This is a genomic window from Baumannia cicadellinicola str. Hc (Homalodisca coagulata), assembly GCF_000013185.1.
In the GTDB taxonomy this organism is placed as follows: domain Bacteria; phylum Pseudomonadota; class Gammaproteobacteria; order Enterobacterales; family Enterobacteriaceae; genus Baumannia; species Baumannia cicadellinicola_E.
Genome location: NC_007984.1, coordinates 110,891 through 137,887 on the forward strand (window position 1 = coordinate 110,891; position 26,997 = coordinate 137,887).

21 protein-coding genes, 1 tRNA gene and 6 pseudogenes are annotated in these 26,997 nt (G+C 31.5%); 18 read left to right on the forward strand and 10 right to left on the reverse strand.

Features of this window, described 5'->3' with window-relative positions; translation table 11 throughout:
* Positions 1 to 65: 65 nt before the first annotated feature.
* The 3 genes and pseudogenes from pal to nadA all read left to right on the forward strand — a co-directional run.
* A pseudogene (gene pal, locus BCI_RS00495) lies at positions 66 to 383 on the forward strand (peptidoglycan-associated lipoprotein Pal); the annotation flags it as partial.
* Between the two features lie 98 nt (positions 384 to 481).
* Positions 482 to 1,045 (forward strand): YbgF trimerization domain-containing protein, encoded by a 564-nt coding sequence (locus BCI_RS00500; protein ID WP_041574880.1) that lies wholly within the window; start codon positions 482 to 484, stop codon positions 1,043 to 1,045.
* Between the two features lie 57 nt (positions 1,046 to 1,102).
* Positions 1,103 to 2,149: a quinolinate synthase NadA gene (nadA, locus tag BCI_RS00505; protein WP_011520307.1), complete on the forward strand. Its 1,047-nt coding sequence runs from the start codon at positions 1,103 to 1,105 to the stop codon at positions 2,147 to 2,149.
* Here the strand turns inward: nadA and tilS are convergent.
* The 6 genes from tilS to BCI_RS00530 all read right to left on the reverse strand — a co-directional run bounded on the left by tilS (position 2,106) and on the right by BCI_RS00530 (position 7,893).
* Positions 2,106 to 3,566 (reverse strand): tRNA lysidine(34) synthetase TilS, encoded by a 1,461-nt coding sequence (gene tilS / locus BCI_RS00510; protein WP_011520308.1) that lies wholly within the window; start codon positions 3,564 to 3,566, stop codon positions 2,106 to 2,108. The genes nadA and tilS overlap by 44 nt on opposite strands.
* Positions 3,567 to 3,574: 8 nt before the next feature.
* Positions 3,575 to 5,233 carry a Na+/H+ antiporter gene (locus BCI_RS00515; RefSeq protein WP_011520309.1) on the reverse strand — a complete coding sequence of 553 codons (1,659 nt, stop codon included), beginning with the start codon at positions 5,231 to 5,233 and terminating at the stop codon, positions 3,575 to 3,577.
* 379 nt (positions 5,234 to 5,612) lie between these two features.
* Entirely contained in the window at positions 5,613 to 6,425 is an 813-nt protein-coding gene (locus BCI_RS00520) for a metal ABC transporter permease (RefSeq protein ID WP_049752737.1), read from the reverse strand.
* Between the two features lie 43 nt (positions 6,426 to 6,468).
* Positions 6,469 to 7,173 carry a metal ABC transporter ATP-binding protein gene (locus BCI_RS00525; RefSeq protein WP_260085707.1) on the reverse strand — a complete coding sequence of 235 codons (705 nt, stop codon included), beginning with the start codon at positions 7,171 to 7,173 and terminating at the stop codon, positions 6,469 to 6,471.
* Complete coding sequence (locus BCI_RS03350; protein ID WP_260085709.1) at positions 7,170 to 7,313, reverse strand: hypothetical protein; 144 nt, start codon at positions 7,311 to 7,313, stop codon at positions 7,170 to 7,172. Before BCI_RS03350 ends, BCI_RS00525 begins: the two co-directional genes overlap by 4 nt.
* A gap of 82 nt (positions 7,314 to 7,395) precedes the next feature.
* Positions 7,396 to 7,893, reverse strand: a complete 498-nt coding sequence (locus tag BCI_RS00530; protein ID WP_011520312.1) for a single-stranded DNA-binding protein — start codon at positions 7,891 to 7,893, stop codon at positions 7,396 to 7,398.
* Between the two features lie 685 nt (positions 7,894 to 8,578).
* On the opposite strand from BCI_RS00530, the pseudogene gltP reads away from it, so the two are divergent.
* The 6 genes and pseudogenes from gltP (at position 8,579) to yihA (ending at position 15,143) form a co-directional block, all read left to right on the forward strand.
* Positions 8,579 to 9,885: pseudogene (gene gltP, locus BCI_RS00535) on the forward strand (glutamate/aspartate:proton symporter GltP).
* Positions 9,886 to 10,524: 639 nt separating this feature from the next.
* On the forward strand, positions 10,525 to 10,950 hold the full coding sequence (locus tag BCI_RS00540; protein WP_011520313.1) for a MarR family winged helix-turn-helix transcriptional regulator: 426 nt from the start codon (positions 10,525 to 10,527) through the stop codon (positions 10,948 to 10,950).
* Positions 10,951 to 11,196: 246 nt separating this feature from the next.
* On the forward strand, positions 11,197 to 11,811 hold the full coding sequence (gmk, locus tag BCI_RS00545) for a guanylate kinase (protein WP_011520314.1): 615 nt from the start codon (positions 11,197 to 11,199) through the stop codon (positions 11,809 to 11,811).
* 72 nt (positions 11,812 to 11,883) lie between these two features.
* Positions 11,884 to 12,078: pseudogene (gene rpoZ / locus BCI_RS00550) on the forward strand (DNA-directed RNA polymerase subunit omega); the annotation flags it as partial.
* 299 nt (positions 12,079 to 12,377) lie between these two features.
* The gene (gene recG / locus BCI_RS00555) at positions 12,378 to 14,477 is read left to right on the forward strand and encodes an ATP-dependent DNA helicase RecG (RefSeq protein ID WP_011520316.1); all 2,100 of its coding nucleotides are present in this window, start codon (positions 12,378 to 12,380) and stop codon (positions 14,475 to 14,477) included.
* Positions 14,478 to 14,534: 57 nt separating this feature from the next.
* The gene (yihA, locus tag BCI_RS00560) at positions 14,535 to 15,143 is read left to right on the forward strand and encodes a ribosome biogenesis GTP-binding protein YihA/YsxC (RefSeq protein ID WP_011520317.1); all 609 of its coding nucleotides are present in this window, start codon (positions 14,535 to 14,537) and stop codon (positions 15,141 to 15,143) included.
* A gap of 314 nt (positions 15,144 to 15,457) precedes the next feature.
* Here the strand turns inward: yihA and BCI_RS00565 are convergent, their stop codons facing one another.
* On the reverse strand, positions 15,458 to 16,378 hold the full coding sequence (locus tag BCI_RS00565; RefSeq protein ID WP_011520318.1) for a 5'-3' exonuclease: 921 nt from the start codon (positions 16,376 to 16,378) through the stop codon (positions 15,458 to 15,460).
* A 195-nt stretch (positions 16,379 to 16,573) separates the two neighbouring features.
* Here BCI_RS00565 and dnaX point away from each other — a divergent pair.
* The 4 genes and pseudogenes from dnaX to adk form a co-directional block, all read left to right on the forward strand.
* Positions 16,574 to 17,665 (forward strand): annotated as a pseudogene (gene dnaX / locus BCI_RS00570) (DNA polymerase III subunit gamma/tau); the annotation flags it as partial.
* 337 nt (positions 17,666 to 18,002) lie between these two features.
* Entirely contained in the window at positions 18,003 to 18,341 is a 339-nt protein-coding gene (locus BCI_RS00575) for a YbaB/EbfC family nucleoid-associated protein (protein ID WP_011520320.1), read from the forward strand.
* A 177-nt stretch (positions 18,342 to 18,518) separates the two neighbouring features.
* Positions 18,519 to 20,414, forward strand: a complete 1,896-nt coding sequence (htpG, locus tag BCI_RS00580; RefSeq protein ID WP_011520321.1) for a molecular chaperone HtpG — start codon at positions 18,519 to 18,521, stop codon at positions 20,412 to 20,414.
* 96 nt (positions 20,415 to 20,510) lie between these two features.
* A complete protein-coding gene (adk, locus tag BCI_RS00585; RefSeq protein ID WP_011520322.1) occupies positions 20,511 to 21,152 on the forward strand; it encodes an adenylate kinase in 642 nt (213 codons plus the stop codon).
* Positions 21,153 to 21,154: 2 nt separating this feature from the next.
* On the opposite strand, the gene purK is transcribed toward adk, so the two are convergent.
* Together purK and purE are read right to left on the reverse strand one after the other, a co-directional pair.
* Positions 21,155 to 22,228: a 5-(carboxyamino)imidazole ribonucleotide synthase gene (purK, locus tag BCI_RS00590; RefSeq protein ID WP_011520323.1), complete on the reverse strand. Its 1,074-nt coding sequence runs from the start codon at positions 22,226 to 22,228 to the stop codon at positions 21,155 to 21,157.
* Positions 22,225 to 22,734: a 5-(carboxyamino)imidazole ribonucleotide mutase gene (gene purE / locus BCI_RS00595; RefSeq protein ID WP_011520324.1), complete on the reverse strand. Its 510-nt coding sequence runs from the start codon at positions 22,732 to 22,734 to the stop codon at positions 22,225 to 22,227. Before purE ends, purK begins: the two co-directional genes overlap by 4 nt.
* A gap of 403 nt (positions 22,735 to 23,137) precedes the next feature.
* Here purE and cysS point away from each other — a divergent pair, with 403 nt between their 5' ends.
* Entirely contained in the window at positions 23,138 to 24,526 is a 1,389-nt protein-coding gene (gene cysS / locus BCI_RS00600) for a cysteine--tRNA ligase (protein WP_011520325.1), read from the forward strand.
* Between the two features lie 13 nt (positions 24,527 to 24,539).
* Here cysS and folD read toward each other — a convergent pair whose 3' ends face one another.
* Positions 24,540 to 25,397: a bifunctional methylenetetrahydrofolate dehydrogenase/methenyltetrahydrofolate cyclohydrolase FolD gene (gene folD, locus BCI_RS00605; RefSeq protein WP_011520326.1), complete on the reverse strand. Its 858-nt coding sequence runs from the start codon at positions 25,395 to 25,397 to the stop codon at positions 24,540 to 24,542.
* Between the two features lie 197 nt (positions 25,398 to 25,594).
* Here folD and BCI_RS00610 point away from each other — a divergent pair.
* The 4 genes and pseudogenes from BCI_RS00610 (at position 25,595) to BCI_RS03360 (ending at position 26,997) form a co-directional block, all read left to right on the forward strand.
* Positions 25,595 to 25,672, forward strand: a tRNA-Arg gene (locus tag BCI_RS00610).
* A gap of 202 nt (positions 25,673 to 25,874) precedes the next feature.
* Positions 25,875 to 26,156, forward strand: a pseudogene (locus BCI_RS03380) (hypothetical protein).
* 177 nt (positions 26,157 to 26,333) lie between these two features.
* Positions 26,334 to 26,537: a hypothetical protein gene (locus BCI_RS03370; protein WP_049752716.1), complete on the forward strand. Its 204-nt coding sequence runs from the start codon at positions 26,334 to 26,336 to the stop codon at positions 26,535 to 26,537.
* Positions 26,538 to 26,544: 7 nt separating this feature from the next.
* Positions 26,545 to 26,997: pseudogene (locus BCI_RS03360) on the forward strand (class I adenylate cyclase).

Genomic DNA, 26,997 nt, shown 5'->3' on the forward strand with positions numbered 1-26,997 from the left:
AAAAGGTTAAGGAAGAAAGTGATGCTTTGTTAACAAATAAACAATGGCCTATGATCTCAGATCAAAATGTAATTTACTTTACTCTAGATAAGTATAAGATTAAATCATGCTTCATTCCAATGCTAGATGAACATGCTCAATTTTTACGTAGTAATCCTTCAGCTCAAGTAATTATAGAAGGTCATGCAGATGAACGTGGTACACCAGAGTACAATATTGCTTTAGGAGAACGCCGTGCCAATGCAGTTAAAAGATATCTTCAAAGTCAAGGTGTTTGTAGTGAACAGATCAAGATAATATCTTATGGTAAGGAAAAACCTGCTGTATTTGGTCATAATAAAGCCGCATATGCCAAAAATCGTCGTACTGTTCTTGTATACTAACAATAACTTAAATTATGAATAAAACATATAAATGTACCCTTTTAGTTTGCCTATTACTGATAGGTATATATCCTGTTACTTCTAGGTCTAACACATTTATGATTCCTTTTAGTAAAAACTTAGCTCAATTTGAAAATCTAGCAATTAAACTTGAGCAGATGGCTCATATACATGGTAAGCTCATAAGTCAACTGCAGCAGCAACTGATAGATAACCAACACGATATAGATATTCTCCGTGGTCATATTCAGGAAAGCCAATATCAATTATTGCAAATAATACAGCAGCTAAATGAACTAAGGATACAAGTTAATGCCCGAAATCAATCGCACAGTATTCCTTATAGAGATAAAGAAAACCGTCATGCTAAGAAAGAATATACGGTAGCATTAGCAATGCTTTTAAATGAGAACAAGTCCTATCTGGTAGAACAAGCCTTCCAAAGGTTCATGAATACTTATCCTCAGTCAAATTATCTACCTAATGCTTATTACTCGTTAGGACAGCTGAATTATAATCAAGGAAAAAAAATAGAAGCAATTCAAGAGCAAGCAAAAGCTATTTACTCTAAAATCTGTAAAACGTATCCTAATATAGATGCTACTAAACATAAACAGACAAAAAAATATTTATCAAAATTACCATCATATGGTACTAGTTAAATTATACTGATGATGTATGGATTATCATTTATGATATAGTTACCTAAGATAACAGTCATGACTAGAAGAATCGATATTAACAATATCTGTTATTCCTTACCTTCTAAACCAGCACAACTTTCTGTTCAAGAAAAGGTAACTATAATAGAGAATATTAAAAAACAGTTGCAGGTACGCAATGCGGTAATAGTTGCCCATTATTATACGGATCCTGAAATACAGTTATTAGCTGAAACTACCGGCGGTTGTGTAGCAGACTCACTAGAAATGGCTAAATTTGGGAGCCAAGATCCAGCTACTACACTACTGGTAGTAGGTGTACGTTTTATGGGAGAGACTGCAAAAATTCTTAGCCCAGAAAAAACTATTATTATGCCTACACTAGAAGCAGAATGTTCTTTAGATATAGGGTGTCCATATGAAGCTTTTAGTGCCTTCTGCGATGCTCATCCTGAACGTACTGTTGTAGTATATGCTAATACTTCAGCGGCAGTTAAAGCTCGTGCTGACTGGGTAGTAACTTCAAGTATTGCTGTTGAATTAATTGATTATCTTGATAGCTTAGGCCAAAAGATACTTTGGGCACCTGATCGTCATCTTGGACGTTATGTACAGCAAAGAACTGGTGCTGATATTCTTTGCTGGGATAGTACATGTATAGTTCATGATGAGTTTAAAACACAAGCATTACGCAAAATGAAAAAATTATACCCAGAAGCTGCCATTTTAGTTCATCCAGAATCGCCGCAAGCAGTTGTAGAATTAGCTGATGTTGTCGGATCTACTAGTCAACTAATTAAGGCGGCAAAATATATGCAGCAAAAAACTATGATTGTAGCTACTGATCGCGGCATTTTTTATAAAATGCAACAAGCTTGCCCAGAGAAGATATTTTTATCCGCTCCAACAGCTGGAGAAGGAGCTACATGTCGTAGTTGTGCCCAATGTCCGTGGATGGCTCTAAATTGTCTTCAGACTATTGCGGAAGGACTTACTGAAAGTAGTATATACCATCAAGTACAAATTGACGAAGTAGTTCGTCAGCAGGCATTTGTACCACTTAAACGAATGTTGTCATTCGCTGCAGGTCTGAAACATCGGTAACCTTCATTTCAGAACTAAAATATAGCCAATGTAAATACCATTTAGTACAATTTTTTTGTAATACTCCATCCTGTGTAACAAAAATACCTGGTGCAGTAATAAGTTTTTGACCATAGAATAGTAATGGTATACGTCTACGTTGCCATGGGGGTATTGCTAGTTCTTGCCATATTTTTTTAAGTGGACGACCATGAGATCGACCTAAAATATATAGTAATCCATCTACTTGATTAAATCGTACTGATACTTGTTCATATGGTTGTGGAGCACGAATTATACTTATGAGCTCTGTTTTAGTTTTTATTATACAACTAGTTGTTTCTAATACATCCGAGGCTACTTTTTTCAATAAACATCCTATATTAGATGGTAGTTCTAATTTGTTACTATTTATTTGCCATAGTAATATTTTAACTGTAGGTTCAACAGATATTTTTTTAGATAGTAAATAGAGTTTATTACGAAAACGACGTAATAGTTTATCCCCAAGAATAAATTGGGGCATTGCCGCACGGCTGCTTAGTACAACATTTTTCCAAATATGAGTCAGTTGTTGTCGTGATGGCATCCAAGCGCCTTGTGATGCTAACCAGCGCCGTAGTAACGCATTACGCTTAATATCACTCATAGTTAATAGTGGAGTGAATTGCAATGAACCATCAGGCATGATTAGCATATCTAGCGTATCCTTTAATAGTTCATCTAGCAGATTTTCCTGTTCAGCACATAGTTGTGCACTACGTATTGCTGATTTACTAAATTGAGGCCAACGTTTCTGTAGTTGTATTATAATATGTAAACGTAAAAAATTACGGTCAAAACGATCATTTTTATTACTATCATCTTCAATCCAGTTGAGATTAAAATATGAAGCATATCTATTAAGCTGCATTCTACTACAAGTTAGTAGTGGACGTATTAACCGGTAATCTCCCCAATTAGCATTAGTAGCCATCCCTGATAGACCGGTGGGTCCACTACCACGTTTTATTGCTAACAATAGTGTTTCTACTTGATCATCTTGGTGTTGAGCAGTTAGTAGAATCTCTCCTGGTTTTAATACATCATATAGAGCCTGATAACGAGCATAACGTGCTGCAGCTTCAACACCATTATTTTTTGTTTTTAATCTTACTTTAATAAAGTGGTACGGTACTGCACGCTGTCGACATTGTTGTTCGCAATGTATTTGCCAATCATCGGAATTTGAGTTAAATCCATGATTRATATGTACTGCTCTTAGTGAAAATAATGCTGTTATTTTACTATTATTAGTATCACGTAGTGAAGTTAATATATCTAGTAATACTGTAGAATCTAGACCTCCGCTAAAAGCTAATACAAGCTTACTATAACCATTAATATGTTCTACTACTCTTTGCTGCAATATTTCCTGTAATTTAAAAAAAGGTATCATAACATGCTTTACATTCTTTGCTTTTCAACTAATAAAGCTTCTAATAGATCAAGATCTCGCAATAATTTCATTAAGGTCGTGTTACTAATTTTTTGTTGTGCACATAGATTATAATATTCACTACGCTCAGTATGTAATGCATTTAGCCACATACGTCGCTCTAAATTTTCAATTAGTATATTACTTTCTGCATCAGTAGATCCATTGATTCTACGACGTAAATGACTAATTACTCTAATACTAACTTCATTAATAATTTTTCTGTCAATATTATCTTCTTGACTGTTAGCTAATTGTAATTCCATATGGCAAATACTTTCAATAGCTGCTTCTGCCGCTTGAGCACGTGCTCTCTGTTCTTCCTTATAAAATAAAACATTATCTGAAACTACAATACCATGTAGTAGTATTGGTAAAATAATAACACAACATATAAGAGAAAATAGGATTACACCAGTAGCAATAAATACTAGCTGATAACGAGATGGAAATGCTGTACCATCACTAAGTAGTAGTGGTATCGATAGTACCCCAGCTAAGGTTATAGCACCGCGTACACCAGCAAATGATGCGATTAAAATTTCTCGTGTACTATATTCGCCAAATACCATTGGCCTTTTCTTCATAAAACGTAAACTAATGCGTTTCATTAACCATAACCAACTAAAACGTAAAAGCATTAACGCTGCATAAAGAAAAATAATATCGGCAAATAACATCCAAGTTTTAATAGTGGGATCTAATTGAGCCTCATTAATAGAGGTTGCCAATATGCCAGGTAATTGTAATCCTAACATAATGAAAACAATACCATTGAAAAGAAATTCAAGCATTGACCAGACGTTATTACAGCGAAGTCTTAGTGCTAGTGGAGTCGTATTACTACGGGTAATACCATATTGCCCCATAGTCATACCAGAAGCTACAGCGGCTAAAATTCCAGATACCCCAACATGTTCTGCCATTAGATAAGCAGCGAACGGCAATAGAAGCAGTAGGACTGTCTGTGTAGCTGAGTCATAGCCACTCCAGCGTATTATTAATCTTAATGATTGACTGTATACCCAAGTTACTGTAATACCTACTAGTAATCCGCCAACAGCAACCTTAATAAATTCTATGGAGGCGCCACTAACAGTAAATACCATAGTTCCCATTGCAACAGAAATAGCAAATTTTAGTAATACTAGACCAGAAGCATCATTCATTAATGCTTCACCTTGCAGAATATTAAGAATTTTTTTCGGTATACGTCCTTTTTTGATAATACCAGAGAGCGCAACAGCATCTGTAGGTGATAGTACTGCAGCTAACGCAAGTGCTGCAACTAACGATATTCCAGGTACCATCCAGTATATAAAATAACCGACACCTACCACAGTAATAATTACTAAGACTAGAGCTAATGAGACAATTTCTCCGCCGTTACGTATAAACTCACTAGCAGGTGTTTTCCAACCATCGGAAAATAATAAAGGCGGTATAAAAAGAACCAAAAATAGTTCAGGATTAAAATCAACATGCAAACCAAATTTAGGCCAAGCAAGTAGTGCACCTAAAACAATTTGCATTAGTGGTAATGGTATTTGAAACGGTAAAATCTGTGTTATTACCCCAGATAAGGATACAACCAAAGTAAGAATTAGAATTGTTAAAAATATTTCCATGCTTTCCTTAGTATCTAAACATCAAGCTTTTGAAGCAGCTATTAATAACAGGTACTGTTTGAGCAGATAACTATATATTAATTATCTATTGTACCATTGAATAAACCGTATCTTAGTTAAGTAACATAATTCTATTTAATTATATTAAATAGAATTTTTTTAGGATGATAAGGCAAGTTAGATTCTAGTATAGAAATTTAAGCTAATCTTATTAAGTTAAGCAAGATTAATTACATTCAGTCTAAAAGACAGATTAATTTAGGTTAGGTAATATACTATCATTAGCTATTTAAGCTGATAAAATGTAAGCATCATAATAAACGAATACTATATGTATAATCTGACTATCATTCTTTGGTAATTTTAGCTATATATTTTATTAACGGTGATAAAATATTCTGGCCTTTCCACCACGAGTACCAAATAATACAGAAATAAGAAATACTATGCTTGCTATTAATATAATTGTAGAGCCAGCAGGAATATGAGTATAAAAAGAACAACTTAAACCACAAAACGAACAAAATAATCCAATTATAGCAGCTAAAACAAATAAGTATGGTAACCAATTAGTCCAACAATATGCGGTTACTACAGGTAAAATCATCATGCCAATAGACATCATAGTACCAAGTATTTGGAAACCAGCTACTAAGTTTAATACAACTAGAACTAAAAACAGGAACTGAATTAAAAATGGAATTTTGCTAGAATTCACTAGTAAAAATTTTACATCAAATGATTCAACTACTATTGCACGATAAAGCAATGCTAAGGTAAGAAAAGTAATACTAGCAACAATGCCAATAAAATAGATAGCATCTATATCTATAGTCAGAATAGAACCAAATAGTAAATGCAATAAATTATTATTCTCATGGCACAATGAGACTAATATAATACCTAAAGATAATGATCCAAGATAAAATCCTGCGAAACAAGCATCCTCTTTGAGAGAGGATATCATGCTTACCCAACAAGATAGTACAACTACTACCATACCAGCAACAAAACCACCAATTCCCATTGCAGTACGTGACATACCATATATTAGATAACTAATTGCTACTCCTGGTAAAATAGCATGAGATAATGCATCTCCCACTAAACTCATACGACGGAGCAAAAGAAAAACGCCTAGCGGCGTAGAACTAACAGAGATAGCTAAGCATGCTACTAATGCACGCCGCATAAAACCATAACTAATAAAAGGGTCGATTAGTAGATTTGTCAACTTATAAGATCCTCTGTTGTTGCCTTACGGCCATAGTTGGTATTATAAATTGCTTTAATATATCTGCCGAAGATCCCCATGCATTATGTATAGGAGATAGTAATAATGTTGTAGGAAAATATTTTGCTACTAACATATAATCATGTAATACTACTATTAGTGTAGATCCTTGCTGATGTAATTGTGTAATTATAGTCAAAAGTATGCTAGAAGTACTGCTATCTATACTTGTAAAAGGCTCATCTAATAAAACTAATGGCGCTTGTTGTACTAGTAACCTAGCAAATAACATACGTTGAAATTCTCCATTAGATAATGAACCAATATTATCAAAGGCTTTATTATCTAATCCAACTTGCTTTAAGCTATTCCAGATAAAAATTTTTTGCTCATTATTTATGCTGCTAAGTATACTTGTCGCAGGCCAACAACCCATTGAAACTACTTCAAATACTTTTAGTGGAAATTGACGATCAATTTCAGTTTGTTGTGGTAGGTAGCCAATACGTGGTCGACCTTCTTGACAAAATTCTATCTTTCCTGATACGGGAAATAATAATCCAGCGATAGTTTGTAGTAAAGTTGATTTACCACTACCATTTACACCTATAATAGCAGTCATACTACCACGTTTAAATCTACCAGTTACTGGTTTACCTATACTTTTGCGATTATATCCTATTAGTAATTGCTTTAGTTGTATCACGGTAGCATTAGTGACCAAAAAATTGCTGTCCATAGTAGCAATATAGCAGTTAGTGCCAGTAGCATACGTGTAAAACCGGCGGCAGTAATAAACATTGCTGGAGCGGAATAAGAATTTTTTGCAAACAAAATATACCACATAATAAGTTCTCACGAACAATAAAAATGTTATGATATAACATAATTTATTTTTTTAATAACAGCAACTATTTTTCTTAAAAATTTAGAATGGAATCTCATCATCAAATTCAATTGGCTGCTCATTACCCATATCTTGTATTTTATTCGGTGCTAAACTACTTAATCGGACAGTAGGAGTACTACTATTCTGATTATCGTTGCTTAAATTTTGTGGTTGTACCCAGTTACTCTGACGAGTACCTAGCATCTGCATGCTACCATTAGCATTAACTATTATTTCTGTAGTATAGCGATCTTGACCATTTTGATCTTGCCACTTACGTGTTTGTAAAGAACCTTCTATATATACTTGAGAACCTTTGCGTAGGTATTCACCAGTAACTTCTGCAAGTTTACCAAACAACACTACACGATGCCACTCTGTTTTTTCTTTAGTATCCCCGGTCTGTTTATCACGCCAGCTCTCTGAAGTTGCTAGGTTAATATTAGCCACCGCACAACCATTAGGCATGTAGCGGATTTCTGGATCTTGTCCTAAATTTCCAACTAAAATAACTTTATTAACACCTCTACTGGCCATGGAGTATCTCCGTTGTGAGATTATACTAAGTTTTATTGTATGAGTTTAACATTTATCATACTATTTTTATTTTCTTCTTGGAAGTTATGTTTATTAATAGAATAAAACAACAAATACTTCTACTTACACATTTTAAGCTAAAAATACGAATAAAAGTAAACTAAAAATTTATAATTTTCTTCTAAAAGAAATCCTTAAATATGATATAAATATCATTTAGTGAAAATCCTTACTTAAATTTAGTTGAGAACTAATTACTTAGCATAAATAGTATCTATCTTTTGGCTAAATATTTATAAATACAATTATGTTTGTAATAAAAGCAAAAATCTAAGCTATTACTATTAATGGTAGATAGTATAGTTTATATATATATAAGATATAAGTAATTTATTACTAGTAAATCTACAATGTATGTAGTAAATCTATTTCATATAGATGAAATAGATACTAGTAATTATTTTTGTAAATTAGGCTATTAAAGAAAATATTTATTCTATATAAAAGATATAATAATATTATTAGTCATTCAATAAAAGTAATATAGATATTTAATCTATATATTTGTTAATAGCTTCACATTTATATCAATTATCATATCAATCAATGATGTCTATCTCATGTAGATAGATGATGGTCTAGGATTACTATTAATAATAGGCTAACTATGAGAAGTATCATGTTTATGCAAAAATTCAAACTTACACTGACATCAAAAATTTTTTTAGCTTTAATTCTAGGTATTATTCTAGGAATCATCTTGCATGACCAAAATTATTTACGTGATTGTATGATTAACAATCTGCTTTTTCCTGCTGGGGAAATTTTTATCCGCATGATAAAAATGATAGTTGTACCTATTGTTATAGCAACGCTAGTAATTGGTATAGCTGGTATTGGTGATGCTAACAAATTAGGTAGCATAGGTTTAAAAACTATGCTTTATTTTGAAATAATTACTACGATAGCAATCCTTATTGGAATAACTTTAGCAAATATTTTTCATCCAGGTGATGGAATAGATATTTCAACGTTAGCTACGGTAGATATATCCCAATATAAACAGAACACAATAAACATACAATCTAATGCTAATATATCTGGTCTAATTAGTACTATACTATCTCTTGTTCCATCAAATATATTTTATTCTATGGGTCAAGGTGACATACTACCAGTCATTTTCTTTTCAGTATTTTTCGGTTTAGGACTAGCTTCGTTACCTAGTAAACATAAAAAACCATTACTTAATATATTTCAGGCTATCACAGAAACTATGTTTAAAGTAACTGATATGGTTATGTGCTATGCACCGATTGGTGTATTTGCGTTAATTTCAGTAACTATTGCAACATTCGGTTTTGCTTCTTTGCTACCTCTAGCAAAGTTAATACTATTAGTCTATGGGGCCATAATTTTTTTTGCTACCTTTATATTAGGTATAGTAGCAAGGTTATGTAAGTTACGGATTTGGAAATTAATTTTAATTATCAAAGAGGAACTTATTCTTGCATATTTTCGACTGCTAGTTCTGAAAGTGTATTACCACGCATTATTGAGAAAATGGAAGCTTATGGAGCACCAGCAGCTATTACTGGTTTTGTGGTACCTACAGGTTATTCATTTAATCTAGATGGATCAACTTTATACCAAAGTATAGCTGCGATATTTATTGCTCAAATATATGGAATTGAGTTAGATCTTAGCAAAGAAATTATACTTGTTCTTACATTAATGGTAACTTCTAAAGGTATTGCTGGTGTGCCCGGTGTCTCTTTTATTGTACTATTAGCTACGCTTAGTAGCGTAGGTATTCCACAAGAAGGACTAGCATTTATTGCAGGTATTGACCGTATTCTAGATATGGCACGTACTGCTCTTAATGTTTTAGGTAATGCATTAGCAGTATTAGTAGTAGCTAAATGGGAAAATCAATACGATCGTGTTCAAGCTCTTACATATGAAAAAAAGATTATTACAGGTAAAATGTAACTATAAAAAAATTAAATTTTATTAGATAATATAGTAATATAAGATTATTTTTGTAACTCAAATTATTCTTTCGACAAAGAAGTATGTTTATTTCCATATGCCTTGCTGTAACATAGTACTTTATTTTATATAAAAAATAGTATCTTACCTCTATTTAATACTAGTTACAGCTACCTACCAATTAATCAGTCGCTCATGAAAATATTATAAAATTATTAATTTTTTTCTGGTATTTTAGCATTTATATTTAAGGTTTATTTGTTATATTAAAGCAAAATTTACTTAGTAAAAAAAATAATTGCAAATAAACATTTATATAAGTAATAATTATACTATTTGTTTAAAGTTAAATTACATTTATTATAAAATGTATATACTATGTAAAATAGTGGTTATTTATTTACTATAAGTAAAAGTAACTTAATTACTAAAGTATATTAAGTTAAGGATTATTGTTAATAATCTATTTAATTACTTTATAGAAGTAAATAATATTTATTAATTAACAGATTCTATTGAATATCTATAATTTTTATATAGATATTTATATAGGATAAGTTTTAGTAATTAATCAATTACTAAAAAGATTTTTAGTTTGTTTTAGCAGTAATTTTATAAATAAAATTTAGAGATAGATACATGGAAAAATCGACTGATATTTTAGTTACGGTAGAATCATTATCAAGAATCTATCATCGTTTACGAAAAGAAGTTAATGGTCAATTAGTAAACGAAGGGTTATCGATGTCAAAAATGAAGATTTTGCATCTTATTACTACCGGTAAAACGAGCGCTACTGATATTAAAAATTATATGGGATTTTCATCACGTACTGTAGTAACAGTACTAGATGCTTTAGAGAAAGAAGACATGTTACAACGACAGCAAAGTCCTACTGATCGCCGAGTAAAATATGTATATATTACAGAAAAAGGGCGTGAAAAATTACGTATTGCCGAGCAAACACATAAAGTTATTTTAGATCACATGTTTGCACCACTATCAAAAATGCAATTAGATAAATTTCATGAAGTATGTAATTTACTTGAAACACAACCAAAATAGTGGTATATATAAAGTATATAGTAGCCTTTTTCTGAGAAAGAAGGATACTCCTAGAGAAATAAACATTCATAAAAATGAACCTATATATAATATATAGGATACTACGGGTAATCTCTATAGTTAGATAAACCCATATCTACTTTATATTAGCTATTAGCTTCAATATGTTCCGCATATATTAATATATGCGGATCTAGGAATAGTAGTTTTATCCGTTTAACTAAACTTATTATGATAAGTTAATACATGCTTTATATTATATCTGCCCCTAGTGGCACAGGAAAATCGAGTCTTCTCCAAGCATTACTGAGAACTAAACGGTTACCACTACACGAAATAAGGATATCTATTTCTCATACTACTCGTGCTATGCGTCCAGGTGAAATAAATGGTCAACACTACTACTTTATTTCAGTAGAAGAATTTGAGAAACTAATAGATCAAGATGCTTTCTTGGAATATGCTAGAGTATTTAATCATTATTACGGTACCTTACGCCAGGAAGTTGATAGCATTTTAATAAATAGTGTTGATATTTTACTTGATATTGATTGGCAGGGTGCAAAGCAAATTTATGCTATAAGAAAAGATGTACGAAGTATATTCATTATACCACCATCAAAAGATGAGCTACATCGCCGCTTACATAAGCGTGGACAGGATCAAGAAGAAGTTATTAACCAACGTATATCTCAAGCAGTAGCAGAAATGATTCATTATACCGAATATGATTACCTAATTATTAATGATGACTTTCATACAGCATTGTCTGATCTTAACACAATTATTTGTGCTGAACAGCTTCACATGAACAATCAGAAAATACGTTATAAGACATTAATTAGTCGGTTATTACAATAATAAATAATAGAACCTTTATTATAAGTAGCATTATTTTGATTAAAATAATAGGATATTTTGTGGAGATTATTTATGGCACGTATCACTGTACAAGACGCGGTTGAAAAAATAGGTAATCGCTTTAATCTCGTGCTCATAGCAGCTCGTAGAGCTCGCCAAATTCAGATAAATGGCAAAGATCCATTAGTTCCGGAAAAAAATGATAAATCTACTGTCATCGCCCTCAGAGAAATCGAACAAGGTTTAATTGGTAATCAAATTATAGATTGAAATAATTTTCTTCCAGATAAAAAGCTAAATTATTACTCATTTCTAAAATAAATAACTATATTAATACAATAATTAAAAATTACATTATTATAAAATGATAATTTTATCAGTACCATATATAAGATATATCAGTAACAATAGCTTATATATTAAGTAAATAACATTTACTTATTAGTGGTTTCTAATTTGCAGTTAGGTTATAGATAGTTATTAACACAGTATAAATGCAAATTACTAGCAAATTATTGACGTAATAATTAGAACATATACTTGTGCTTAAAATTAGGAGTAATAACATGACCGGATATTGTCGACTGAGAAATATACCACTCACGGCACTATACGGAGTCGGTACAAACTTAATTAATAAGCTAACTAAATTAGGATTAGAGAACTTACAAGATGTACTTTTGCATTTACCTACCCGCTATGAAGATAGAACAAAAATTTTCCTCATTAGGAATGCACCAATAGGTAAATTTATCACTATACAAGGTATAGTATTAGATAGCCAGATATCTATTAATATACATCGAAAAAGCATATTAAATTGCCGCTTACAGGATGATAGCGGAGTTCTTACCATATTATTTTTTAACGGTAATTTAGCAATGAAAAAAGGATTATGTCCTGGAAAATTAGTTACTGCCTATGGAAAAATTTACCTTGAGAAAAAAGGTGCACGTATGATTCATCCTGAATACTGCATACATAGTAATAGACAAGGTAATAAACTATTGTCATCACTTACCCCGATCTATCCAACTACTAAAGGAGTAGATCAAACAACATTACGAGCAATTACTGACCAAGCACTAAAGTTCTTAGACCAAACTACGGTTTCTGAATTATTACCTCCTCAGTTAAGTAGTGGATTAATGAGCTTATCCGAGGCACTACATAATTTACATCGACCACCAACTAATATTTCCATAAGTGATCTAAAGCTTGGTCTTTATCCTGCACAGCGTAGACTAATTTTAGAAGAACTAATCGCTTATTATCTTAGTCTACTATCTGCTAGAACAGTAGAAAAAAAACTGCTTGCATTACCGCTTAATAATAAAACTGATCTAATTCAGTGTTTTATTTCATCATTACCTTTCTCGCTTACTATTGCACAGCAAAGAGCAGTAATGGAAATAGATCAAGATCTAGCCCGTAATATTCCTATGATGCGATTATTACAAGGAGATGTTGGTTCTGGTAAAACCTTAGTCGCAGCGTTAGCTGCATTACGTGCTATTAGTAACTCAAGTCAAGTAGTTTTAATGACGCCAACAGAACTACTAGCTGAACAACATACAAAAAATTTCTGTAATTGGTTTACACCACTTGGTATTACGGTTAGTTGGCTAACAGGAAAACAAAAAGGAAAAATACGTGAAGCACAATTAGAATCTATTGCATCTGGTCATGTAGCTATGGTAGTTGGTACCCAAGCGCTATTCCAAAAAAAGGTACAATTTTCTAGGTTATCACTAGTAATTATTGATGAACAACATCGTTTTGGTGTCCACCAACGACTGACTTTATGGGAAAAAGGTAGCCAGCATGGTTTTCAACCACATCAGCTGATTCTAACAGCTACACCAATCCCTAGAACATTAGCAATGACTACTTCTTGTATTAATTTCGATACTTCAGTTATAGATGAGCTACCATCAGGACGTGTACCAGTTACCACAATTGCGATTACAAATAATCGTCGTCATGAAATTATTCAGCGTCTTGAAAAACTATGTTTACAGGATAAACGTCAGGTCTATTGGGTATGTACTAGAATTGAAAAATCAACACAACGAGAGTTGCAATCAGTAAAAGCTACTTGGGAAGAAATAAGAAGTTATCTACCTGAGTTACAAATAGGTTTAATACATGGCAGGATGAAAGCACAGGAAAAGCAACAACTAATGCAGGCATTTCAAGCTGGCAAAATAAGATTACTAGTAGCAACTACAGTAATAGAAGTTGGAGTAGATATTCCCAATGCTAGCTTGATAATTATAGAAAACGCGGAACGTTTAGGCCTTGCACAATTACATCAGCTCCGAGGTCGTGTCGGACGTGCTATAGTAGCTTCTCATTGTGTACTAATTTATAATTCACCTTTGAATAAAGCCGCTCAACAACGAATAAAAATTATTCGTGATAGTAATAATGGCTTTGTTATTGCACAACATGACTTAGATATTCGTGGTCCTGGTAAATTATTTGGTACTCGCCAAACGGGACAAACTGAATTTAGAATACTAGATTTATCTAGAGACCAAGCTCTAATATTAGAGGTACAGGAATTTATAAATGATATTCATCAACATTTTCCTGAAATAGCACAAGCATTAATTAAACGCTGGATACCTAATCATATTAGCTATCGTTACACACAAGCATAAAACTATACTACATAATAGTTTATATGTTTTATGCATATCAATAAAGGATAAAAATTATTGATTCATAAATATGATTATCATAAAACACATTTTTTATTTAGTACATCATGCATTAAGAATCTACTATATAATGTTAGTAAAGAAATAGCTTTTACAGGGAGCTCGAATGTTGGCAAATCTAGTGTAATTAATACCTTAACTAATCAAAAAAATCTAGCTAGAACGAGTAAAAAACCAGGTAGTACTAAAACAGTCAATGTCTTTGAGGTTGAACCTGGTGTTAATCTTATTGACTTACCAGGTTATGGTTATGTTACGATGCCTGTTGCACTAAAATATCATTGGCAGCATGATTTAATTTACTTTTTGCAAAAATGTACAAACTTAAAAGGTTTAGTAGTACTGATGGATATCAGGCACCCAATGAAATTCTTAGATAAATATATAATACAGTGTGCAATAGAAAATAAAATTCAAGTATTCATTCTATTAAATAAAGCAGATAAGATGAATGCTTATGCATGTAACACTCAGTATCATACTGTACAACAACATCTATCTAATTTAGAAAGTAATATAAAAATAACTTTATTCTCATCAGTAACAAAGCTAGGAATCAAAAAGCTAAAAGCTCAATTAGATAGCTGGTTTAGTATTGTATCTTAGTATAATTTAATATTCAATAGCTTATATATGCAATTTATGTAAAATATATTATTTATATATATGATATATTATAATATTAACACTTATAATATTGATATTATCATAGATAACAAATATAAGTTAATAACGCTGCTATATTGTCATTTAGTTATAAGTAAATTCCTACCTTTTAGTTTTTTACTGGTACATAAAATTATGTACTACAAAAAGGTCAATATTTTATCTAGAAAAAACTACTAAACATATTCCTACTACCTAAACTAATCATTTACTACTTTAGTGAAGTGATAGCATAAATTAATGGATAATTTGTGTTAACTAGTTTTTCCAATTATTTTGTTACTTGAAAGTGCTGCCTTATTATAAGGAAATTGAGCTGACTGTAATTGTAGAATCCAGCGCTTAAATTCATAGTGCTTGAATAACTTTATTAGTTGATTATAATCTGGTTCTTTAACTATTAGTTGGTCATAAGTAATATCTAGCATTACATTAGTTCTAATCGTAGCTAATTGGTAAGAAAGAAATGCTTTTTCACGGTAATTATCTAGCTTAGTAGCTAAATTTTTATTTCTGCATAAATTGAAATGATTCAACTTGTGTAGATTCTGATATAAAAATTTTAACCCTCCGAATTGTTGGAGAAGAATTTTAGCCGTTTTTTTACCTATACCAGGTACCCCAGGTATATTATCTGATTTATCGCCTACTAGTGCAATATAATCAATAATTAGTTCTGGTAGCACACCAAATTTTTTTTGGACCTCTTTAGGTCCTAGACGCATATTCATTGTACTATTAAATAAATGAATTTTTGGCGAAACTAGCTGTGCCATATCTTTATCACCAGTGCTAATCAAAACATTAATATTATTACACATAGCTTGATGTGCCAGAGTACCAATCACATCATCTGATTCAACACCTTTGACCACTAGTAATGGTAAACCCATTGATTGAATTATTTTATATAATGGATCTATCTGACAAGATAAATCTTTAGACATTCTTGTACGGTTTAATTTATAATCGTGAAATATTTTATGACGGAAATTTTGACCATAAGCATCAAAAATAATTGCTATACTGCTAGTACTATATTGCTTAAATAAACTATTAAGCATATTAATTACACCGTATATTGCACCAGTAGGTTCCCCTAAGTTATTCGTTAAAAGGGGAAATGCATGATAAGCACGATAAAGATAAAACGAACCATCTACAAGTAGTAACATAATTTTCTAAAAAAACATAAAGAACATCAAATAATAAATTTATTATTTATTAAGATTATAATAGCACAGATATTTTAATCTATTACTTCAAATCTTGAATGTAGCTATAGTTAGTGACTAATAAGCATTAAATTATAGTAATTATGTTAAGATAAAATTTATGCATTTAATATTAGAATAAATTGTTCATTAATTATGAGTAGCTATAAGGTACTTGCCCGTAAGTGGCGTCCACAAAAATTTACTGATGTAGTTGGTCAGGAACATGTTATTACAGCACTTACTAATAGCTTTTTGCTAGGTAGAATTCATCATGCCTATTTATTCTCTGGAACACGTGGAGTAGGCAAAACTACTATAGCTCGTTTACTTGCAAAAGGGCTTAATTGTCAGGATGGTATAACAACTAATCCTTGTAACAAGTGTAATAATTGTCGTGATATTTCGCAGAATAGTTTTATCGATTTAATTGAGATTGATGCTGCTTCACGTACTAAGGTAGAAGATACTCGTGAAATTTTAGATAATCTTCAATATGCTCCAGTTTATGGACGATTTAAGGTTTATTTAATTGATGAAGTACATATGTTATCTCGTTATAGTTTTAACGCTCTGTTAAAAACACTAGAAGAACCACCAGTACATATAAAATTTATACTAGCTACTACTGATCTACACAAAATACCTATGACTATTTTATCTCGTTGCCTTCAGTTTCATCTAAAGCCTCTGAGTGTTAATCAAATATGTAATCAATTAAAATATATATTAATTTCAGAAAAAATTCATGTAGAGCAATATGCGTTACATCTGTTAGCTCGTGCTGCAGATGGTAGTATGCGTGATGCACTTAGCCTAACTGATCAAGCTATTGCTATAGGTCAAGGAAATATTAGTTATAAAATTGTTTGTATGATGCTTGGTACTATAAACGCTGAGCAATCAATATTATTGCTAGAAGCCTTAGTTAGCGCTGATAGTCAAAGGGTCATGGAATATATAGCTGAATTTTCTACCTTAAGTATTAACTGGGATAAACTATTAGTAGACATGTTATCTCTTGTACACAGTATTGCTATGAGTCAGTTATTATCTACAGACATTAATAATACTTATTATATAGATCAAATATTACCTCGACTTCGTCAGTTAGTACAGAACATTAAACAAGAAGATTTACAGTTATATTATCAAATTTTACTTATTGGTCGTAAAGAACTACCCTATGCTCCAGATCCACGCATGGGAGTAGAAATGACGATGTTACGGGCACTTAATTTTTATCCGTTACTAAATACTCAGCCTAACTTTCCTGTGCATAACAGGAGTAACGACCCAACAGTATCGTAAGTTATTTTATAATAATAAAACCATAGTAACTATTTTTAGTAGCAAAATGACCAAGATAATAGAAAAGCATAATATTAAATCTCGTAAACTAGCTATGACATGATAATTATTCAATTAATCGAAAATCTAGAATAGAAAAGAAACCTGTAAAATACAGGATTGCTTTTGTTTTACAGAGTAAATTTAAAGTTTCTAACTAATTAGAACTAAATTAATATTTATTGTTGTGTAAATAGCTATATTTAAACGAGATATAATATAGAGAGATAATGCTATGTTTAGTAAAAGTGGTATGAGTGACCTAATGAAACATGCTCAGAGAATGCAAGAACAAATGCAACAAATGCAAGGAGAAATAGCTAAACTAGAAGTGAACGGAGAATCTGGTGCCGGATTAGTGAAAGTTACTATTAATGGTGTCTATCATTGTCGACGGGTAGAAATAGATTCGAGTTTACTTCAAGATGATAAAGATATGTTAGAAGATTTAATTACAGCTGCATTTAATGATGCTGTTCGCCGTATTACGGAAATCAAAAAGGATAAGATGACATCTTTATCTAGTAGTCTACAAATGCCGTTAGGTTTCAACTGGAATATGCCCTTTTTATAGATAATCTACATCATAATTAGTAATTTAAGTTAATTATTAACTAAATACTAAATATATAAAATAATTTAAGTAAATTATATATTTTTATTTTTTTTCTTGAAAGACACTTTCCTTACCTTTATGGTCTATCATATTTCAACTTTTAGTTGTAATTTTAGATAAATAATAGAGGTAAGTATGATTCTTAAAGAACAAGAAACTCTGGGATTTCAGTCAGAAGTAAAACAATTACTTAATCTAATGATTCACTCACTTTACTCTAACAAAGAAATTTTTCTACGAGAACTGATTTCTAATGCTTCTGATGCTGCAGATAAATTGCGTTTTCTTGCCTTAGCAAAACCTGATTTATATGAGGGAAATGGTGAACTATATGTACGTATTATATGTAATAAAGAAAAAAGAACTATTACCATAATAGATAATGGTATAGGAATGTGCCGTACTGAAGTTATTGATAACCTTGGCACAATTGCAAAATCTGGCACTAAAGCTTTTCTAGAAACTATAGATGTTAAAAATAGCAAAAATAATCAGTTAATTGGTCAATTTGGAGTTGGATTTTATTCAGCATTTATTGTTGCACAAAAAGTAATAGTACGTACCCGAGCAGCTGGTGCTAGTGCTGATGAAGGTGTTCATTGGGAGTCTACTGGTGAAGGAGACTATATAATAGCTGCTATTAATAAGCCAGAACGTGGTACAGAAATCACTCTGTTTTTAAGGGAAGGGGAAGATGAATTTCTTGATGATTGGCGGATTAAAAATACAATAGGAAAATATTCTGATCATATCACCTTACCTATTGAAATAGCTACTAATTCTGAGAATAAGAATAATAATATTATTACATGGGAACAAATTAATAAAGCTCAAGCTTTATGGACACGTAATAAAGTAGATGTATCTGATCAAGAATATAAAGATTTCTATAAGCATCTATACCATGACTCAAATGATCCTATAAGTTGGAGCCATAATCGTGTCGAAGGTCAACAAGAGTATACTAGTTTACTTTATATTCCAGCTTCAGCTTCTTGGGGAATTTGGAATCGTGATCATAAATATGGCTTAAAACTATATATTAAACGTGTGTTAATAATGGATCACGCAGATTATTTTTTACCTAATTACTTACGTTTTGTAAAAGGAATTATAGATTGTAATGATTTACCCCTTAATATCTCACGGGAAATGCTACAACATAACCGGATAACACAAAATTTAAAGAACGCTATTACTAAACGTATACTTTCGATGTTAGAAAAATTAGCTACACAGAATAATGAACAGTATCAAAATTTCTGGCAGCATTTTGGTTTAGTAATAAAAGAAGGATTAGCAGAAGATCCAAATAATAGTAAATCTATAGCTAGATTACTTCGTTTTTCTACTACCCATAGCAAAAGTATGGAGCAGAATGTATCACTTGATGAATACGTTAGTAGAATAGCAGAACAACAGGAAAAAATTTATTATATTATAGCTGATAGCTATGCTGCAGCAAATAGTAGTCCACATTTAGAGCTATTGCAAAAAAAAGGTATAGAAGTGTTATTACTTCATGAGAGGATTGATGCTTGGATGATGAATTATCTAATAGAATTTAATGGTAAGTCATTCCAATTAGTTAGCAAAGCTGATCTAAAGTTAGATAAGTTTCTTAATGAAAATACTACAGAACAGAAAGATATGACAAAAGCGTTCGAACCATTTATCGAGCGAGTTAAAAAATATCTTGGTGATCGAATTAAAGAAGTACGTTTAACATATAGTTTAACTGATACTCCTGCTATTGTCACTATAGATTCTAATAATATGACAACACATATGGCAAAATTAATTGTTGCATCTGGTCAGAATAAACCTGATATCAAATATATATTTGAGCTCAATCCATTGCATCCAATAGTAAAAAAAGTCTCCAATACTGATAATGATATATATTTTAGTGAAGTAATAGAACTTTTATTAGATCAAGCGTTATTAGTTGAATGTGGAACACTAGAAAATCCAAACCAGTTTGTCCGTCGCATAAACAAATTGCTTAATCATGATACAATAGTTAATTGAATGACCTAATAATTTAGGTGAAATTTACTTCATTATGTGAATAACAAAGAGATCTTAATTGCAATAGATATCTTCTTGAATAAGAGGAAGAGAATAATGCGGATTATTTTATTAGGAGCTCCAGGTTCTGGTAAAGGTACTCAAGCACAATTTATCATGAAAAAATATGGTATTCCGCATATTTCTACTGGTGATATGTTGCGTACTACTGTGAATAAGGAATCGGTATTAGGAAAAAATATCCAAGCTATTATCAAGTTAGGAAATTTAGTCCCTGATCAATTAGTAATAGAGTTAGTTAAAGAACGAATTATACAGTATGACTGTAGCAAAGGATTTTTATTGGATGGTTTTCCACGTACGCTTACTCAAGCATATGCTATGGAAGTAGCGGGTATAAATGTAGATATAGTACTTATTTTAAGAATTCCAGATAAAATAATTATCAACCGTATTGTTGGCCGGATGGTTCACGAACCATCTGGCCGTATTTATCACGTTACATTTAACCCACCTAAACAAAAAGGTAAGGATGATATTACAGGAGAAAATCTCATAATACGTCAAGATGATAAAGAAGATACAGTTCGCCATCGTCTAATAGGATATCACCAACAGATGATACCTATTATAACTTATTATAATAATGCTAATATAAGGAATATACGCTGTTTTACGATTGATGCTAATTGTCCTATTAGTACGCTGAACGAAAAAATAGTACGCATTTTAGGATGAAATTATTTTAATTGAAGCTGTTGTTGAGCCCAAATTATTCGGCTTTCATACTCTAATGGTAAGTATTTTGATAGATATTGCAGACTATAATTAAGTCTTACATAATCTATATGACAAAGATTTAAATGTCCAACCTTACGTCTAGGACGTATAATCTTATTATACCAATGTAAATGGACTAATGGGTCAGCTAGCCAAAGCTCACATAGTTCAATACCAATAAGGTTAATCATAATTGATGGTGCTATAACTATTGGGGTTGGTAAAGGTAACATTAAAATAGCGCGTAGATGTAATTCAAACTGACTAATTGAAGCACCATTTTGGGTCCAATGACCACTATTATGTACACGAGGTGCTAATTCATTGATGAGTAATTGATCTCCAATAAGAAAAAACTCTATTGCCATTACACCTACATAGTTTAATTCTTGTAAAATTATACCTAGTATCTTCTCTGCTTCTTGTTGTAGATGATTATCTATCTCAGGGAATACGATACTAATTAGTAATATACCATTATTATGCAAATTACGGGTAATAGGGTAAAAAACCATACTACCATCTACACTACGAGCACCAACTAAAGATATTTCTTGATCAAAAATGATCCCTTTTTCGACAATACACTGACCGTAACAGTCAAATGGCAGCGTGTTTTCTTCGCCAGGACGAATTTGCCATTGTTTACGCCCATCATAACCACCAACTCTACTTTTTACTATAGCTAATGCATCAAAAGCACTAAAAATATCGGTCCATTGTGTATTATCTTGCAATAATTTCCATGGAACTGTAGATAAATTAAGTTGATTAAGTAATTGCTTTTGTGTTAAGCGATCTGAAAGAAAGCTTAATAGCTTAAAATTAATAAAATTATTATGTGTAACTAATTGATAGGTTAGTGCTGTCTTAGGCAAATACTCTATTTCTGTAGTAATGATGCTTTGTTGAACAGATACTAATTCTGGTTCAGCGTATAAACTTACCGGAAAAACTTGAATACCCAGCGGCTCACCTGCTTGATGCAGCATATGTCCTAATTGTCCATCACCTAGTACGTAAACATGCTTCACGTTAGTTTCCTTGGGTCAGTTTCGATTAATAGATCCTCTGTTTGCTGTTTTCGTAATTGATTAAGACGTACTGAAAGATGTGAATCATGTAAAGCAAGTATTTGTGCTGCAAACAATGCAGCGTTAATTGCTCCGGATTTACCTATAGCTAGTGTTCCTACAGGAATACCACTAGGCATCTGAACAATAGAGTAAAGACTATCAATACCATTTAATGCAGTACTTTGCATTGGAACGCCTAATACCGGTACTATAGTCTTCGAAGCTAACATACCAGGCAAATGTGCTGCACCGCCTGCTCCTGCAATAATTACCTTATAACCATTTATTATAGCTTGCTCAGCAAAGCTAAATAGCTTATCTGGAGTACGATGTGCTGAAATAATTTCAGCATCAAAAGAAATACCTAACTTGATAAGTATTTCGGCCGCAAATTTCATTGTTTTCCAGTCGTTTTTAGAACCCATTACTATAGAAATCTTTACTGGTACAATAGGACATTTCATGCTTTTAATATCCATTAATAACTACGTAAATAATAAGCATACCACGATATTAAAAGCATATAAATGAAGGCTACTTTTAAAATCAGTAGAATGCTATCTATGATAGCTAGCAGTAATATTATTGAATATAACTATAAGCTAGATATTAGTGTAAGTAAAATGAATTATTATTTTGGTTTTTTGTACAAAACTTTTTGATCTATAGAAATAACCACTAGTTTATATCAGATCTATAAATTATTTAATTAAATTTAAGAGGATATAGAGTAAAATAAATAATTTATTTTACTCCTACTAAAAAAGTTAATACTACATTACTAACAACTCACATGTAGTTTGACCATATTTTATAGAGTAAATCTTATATTATAAGTATATAATTTATAATTATGGAATATTTTTGATGTTAGCTATTTTTAATACTTTAACTAATAAAAAAGAAATATTTAAGCCTATTCATATTGGCAAGGTAGCTTTGTATGTATGTGGTGTTACTGCATATGATTTATGTCATATTGGACATGTACGTACTTTTGTTACTTTTGATGTAGTAATAAGATATTTACGCTATTGTGGTTATGAAGTTAATTATATTCGTAATATAACTGATATTGAGGACAAAATTATTCGAAAAGCAGCTAATAATGGTGAAAGTTGTCAGCAACTTACAGATAGAATGATAGCAGAAATGCACCATGATTTAGACCTACTAAATATTTTACGTCCCGATAAAGAACCACGAGCTACACAGCATATAAAAGAAATAATCCAATTAACTAGACAATTAATTGATAAAGAACATGCTTATATAGCTTCTAATGGTGATGTTATGTTTGCAATAGAAAGCGCTAATAATTATGGGATTTTATCTAGTCAAAATCTAAATCAATTGCAAATAGGACAACGGGTAAAAATCACAACAGTTAAACGTAATCCAATGGATTTTGTATTATGGAAAATGTCTAAACATGGCGAGCCAACTTGGTCTTCCCCATGGGGCAATGGACGTCCTGGTTGGCATATTGAGTGTTCTGCTATGAGTATTAAGTATTTAGGTAAACATTTTGATATCCATGGTGGTGGATCCGATTTAATTTTTCCACACCATGAAAATGAAATAGCTCAATCTACTTGTATGGAGAATAATCCTTATGTTAATTTTTGGATGCACTCAGGGATGGTTACCATCTGCAATGAAAAAATGTCTAAATCACTAAGTAATTTTTTTACTGTGCGAGATGTCCTAAAATATTACGATGCTGAAACAGTACGCTATTTTTTGATATCCAGTCATTACCGAAAACCATTAAATTACAGCGAAAAAAGTTTACAACTGGCACGTACGGCACTAAAAAGTCTTTATATAGCTTTACGTAATACTAAAAAGGAGGTAATACCATCAGGTGGAGAGTATTTTATCGAACAATTTATGATGGCCATGAATAATGATTTCAATACCCCAGCAGCTCACGCAGTACTATTCCAATTAGCTCATGAAGTCAATCGTCTCAAAACAAAAAATATCAAATCCGCACAAGGTATGGCTGCTACTCTACGTTATTTAGCAAACATTTTAGGCTTGCTAGAACAAGACCCAGAAGTTTTTCTACAAAAACAAAAAATTGTAACAGATCTTAACATAGCACTAATTGAAGAATTAGTTAAACAACGGAATAATATTAGAAAAAAACATCAGTGGGTACAAGCAGACAAAGTTCGCGAAAAACTAGCTGCTATGGGTATAGTACTAGAAGACACGCCACAAGGTACTATTTGGCGGCGTAGCTTCTAGCTTTTTATTTTACTTAACTCAGTTTTCGGTATTTACATGCTTGTAAAGTATTTTGAATTAGCGTTGCTACTGTCATAGGACCTACACCACCTGGAACAGGTGTAATATAAGCAGCACGCTCAATAGCTTCACTAAAATTAACATCTCCGACTACTTTTCCATTATCTAGACAATTGATACCTATATCTATCACTATAGCTCCACTTTTTATCCATGAACCTGGAATAAAACCAGCTTTACCTACAGCTACTACTAATAAATCTGCATTTTGTACATGTTGTTGTAAATTACGTGTAAAACGATGTGTTATAGTTACAGTACAACCTGCCAATAGTAGTTCCATACCCATAGGTCTACCAACAATATTAGATGCTCCCACGACTACTGCATTAAGACCTACTATATTAATATTATATCGCTCAAGTAATGTAATAACTCCTCTAGGAGTACAAGGACGTAGTAGAGGTGCTCGCTGACATAAGCGGCCTAAATTATAGGGATGAAAACCATCTACGTCTTTATGCGGGGCAATCTGCTCTAACACTCGGATGTTATCTATACCTACTGGTAATGGTAATTGTATTAGTATTCCATCTACACTATGGTTAGTATTTAATTGGTCAATAAGCATCAAAAGTTCAGTTTCGCTGACATTATTTGGCAAATCATATGCCAGAGAAATAAAACCAATACTTTCACATGTTTTACGTTTACTAGTAACGTACATTTGTGAAGCTGAATCGTGACCAACTAGTACTACAGCTAAACATGGTGCTGCATCTCCTGCCTTTATGCGCATTTGGACTAAATGGGCAACTTCACTTTTAATTTGCTGAGCAATTTTTTTACCATCAATGATTTGTGCTACCATATGAATCAACAATCCATTATGTTTCTAGTGTAAAAAGACTATTTTGTCAGAAGTAAGTTTTTTTTGTTATAAGTATCAGCAAAAATATTCTTGATTATTAACTGAACAATCAATATAGACATTATTTACTTAATTGTTAATATAGAGATTAATAAGTACATAAATTACTTATATAATTAAGATTAATTTATACTTCTGCGCCTTTAGCTTAGTTGGATCAGAGCAACGGCCTTCTAAGCCGTAGGTCATAGGTTCGAATCCTATAAGGCGCACCAATAAGGTTAGCAAGAAAATTAATAGATACTTTGCTTTTTATATCTCATCTACAAACAATAGACTTTAATTAAACTCATTGCGAAATATTTTTACGGAATAAAACTAAAATTATCAGGTATACATTTTGTATTTTGATCTCAATAGCTTAATAGAAAAACTAGATGCTATTAATAGATTACATCTTAATCGTATATATCAGTAATGGAGCATAACTATCAACATATATATAGTTTAATACCAACTCTGTTACATTTGCATAATCCTATATTACCGGTATATTTAGATGATAATGTACTACACAGTATCTGTGTTTTTATGCCAGATAAAAAAAGAATATTTTGGTGTTATGAGATACTTCATATTATTAATAATATGACAAATATATCGATTCATGAATAGAATAAATAGCCTATTACTGGCGTTTATTCTATGGGTAGTACTTCTTATATCGGAAAGAATAATAATTCTGATTTAGATATTTAGGTATTTCATCAATCTTAGCTTAGTAATGAAGAACGCAAACAGCTACAACGTAAATGTTTGCTTATTAGCAAATGTGATATTAATCAAGGATTAGAAGTTAATTTTTTTCTCATTGAATAATCCTATTCAAAACAAAATATCTTTTGATTAGATGAATTCTACCGTACTGCAGTACGTATGGGAGGTAAACGTATACTTTGGAATATAGGACCAAGTAAAGAAGCTGATTATAATGAATACATTTTCTTACTTGATCATTATGGTGCATTAAAACCAAATGAATGGATAGATTTAAGTAAGTTAGAGACTTCATTACTTAAAGATTATTTATCAGCTAGTTTATGGCAAATATATAATTATGTAACTCACTATATAAATTAGTATTAAAATATTACTACGAGAAACATATACTTGGGAGTATCCAAGTACTAAACTGCTCGCAATACAAATCAAGCAACGATTACAAAAGAATCCTATTATTTCTTATGGAATTGATCCATACTATGTAATGCTGGAGTATGTTAATAACTATTTGAAACAGATTAAGGATATAAAGCAACTTGATATAGTACGCTAGTATTTCTACTTAAAAGTAGGTGAAAACCTATCGCACAAATTATCCAGTATGACGTGGTGTTGTAAATTTTTAATTTACTTAGTCAAAAAATGGAATTGGGATTTAGAACGTTTACGTATTCTTGATAATTGTGTTAACTGGCAACTAATTCAAGCTCGTAACACGCAAAAAGAACGATTAGAAACCATCATGCAAAATGAAAAGCTATTAAAGAATTTTACTCATAATAATAAATTAAGCTTATTAATCATTAATGATAACTAA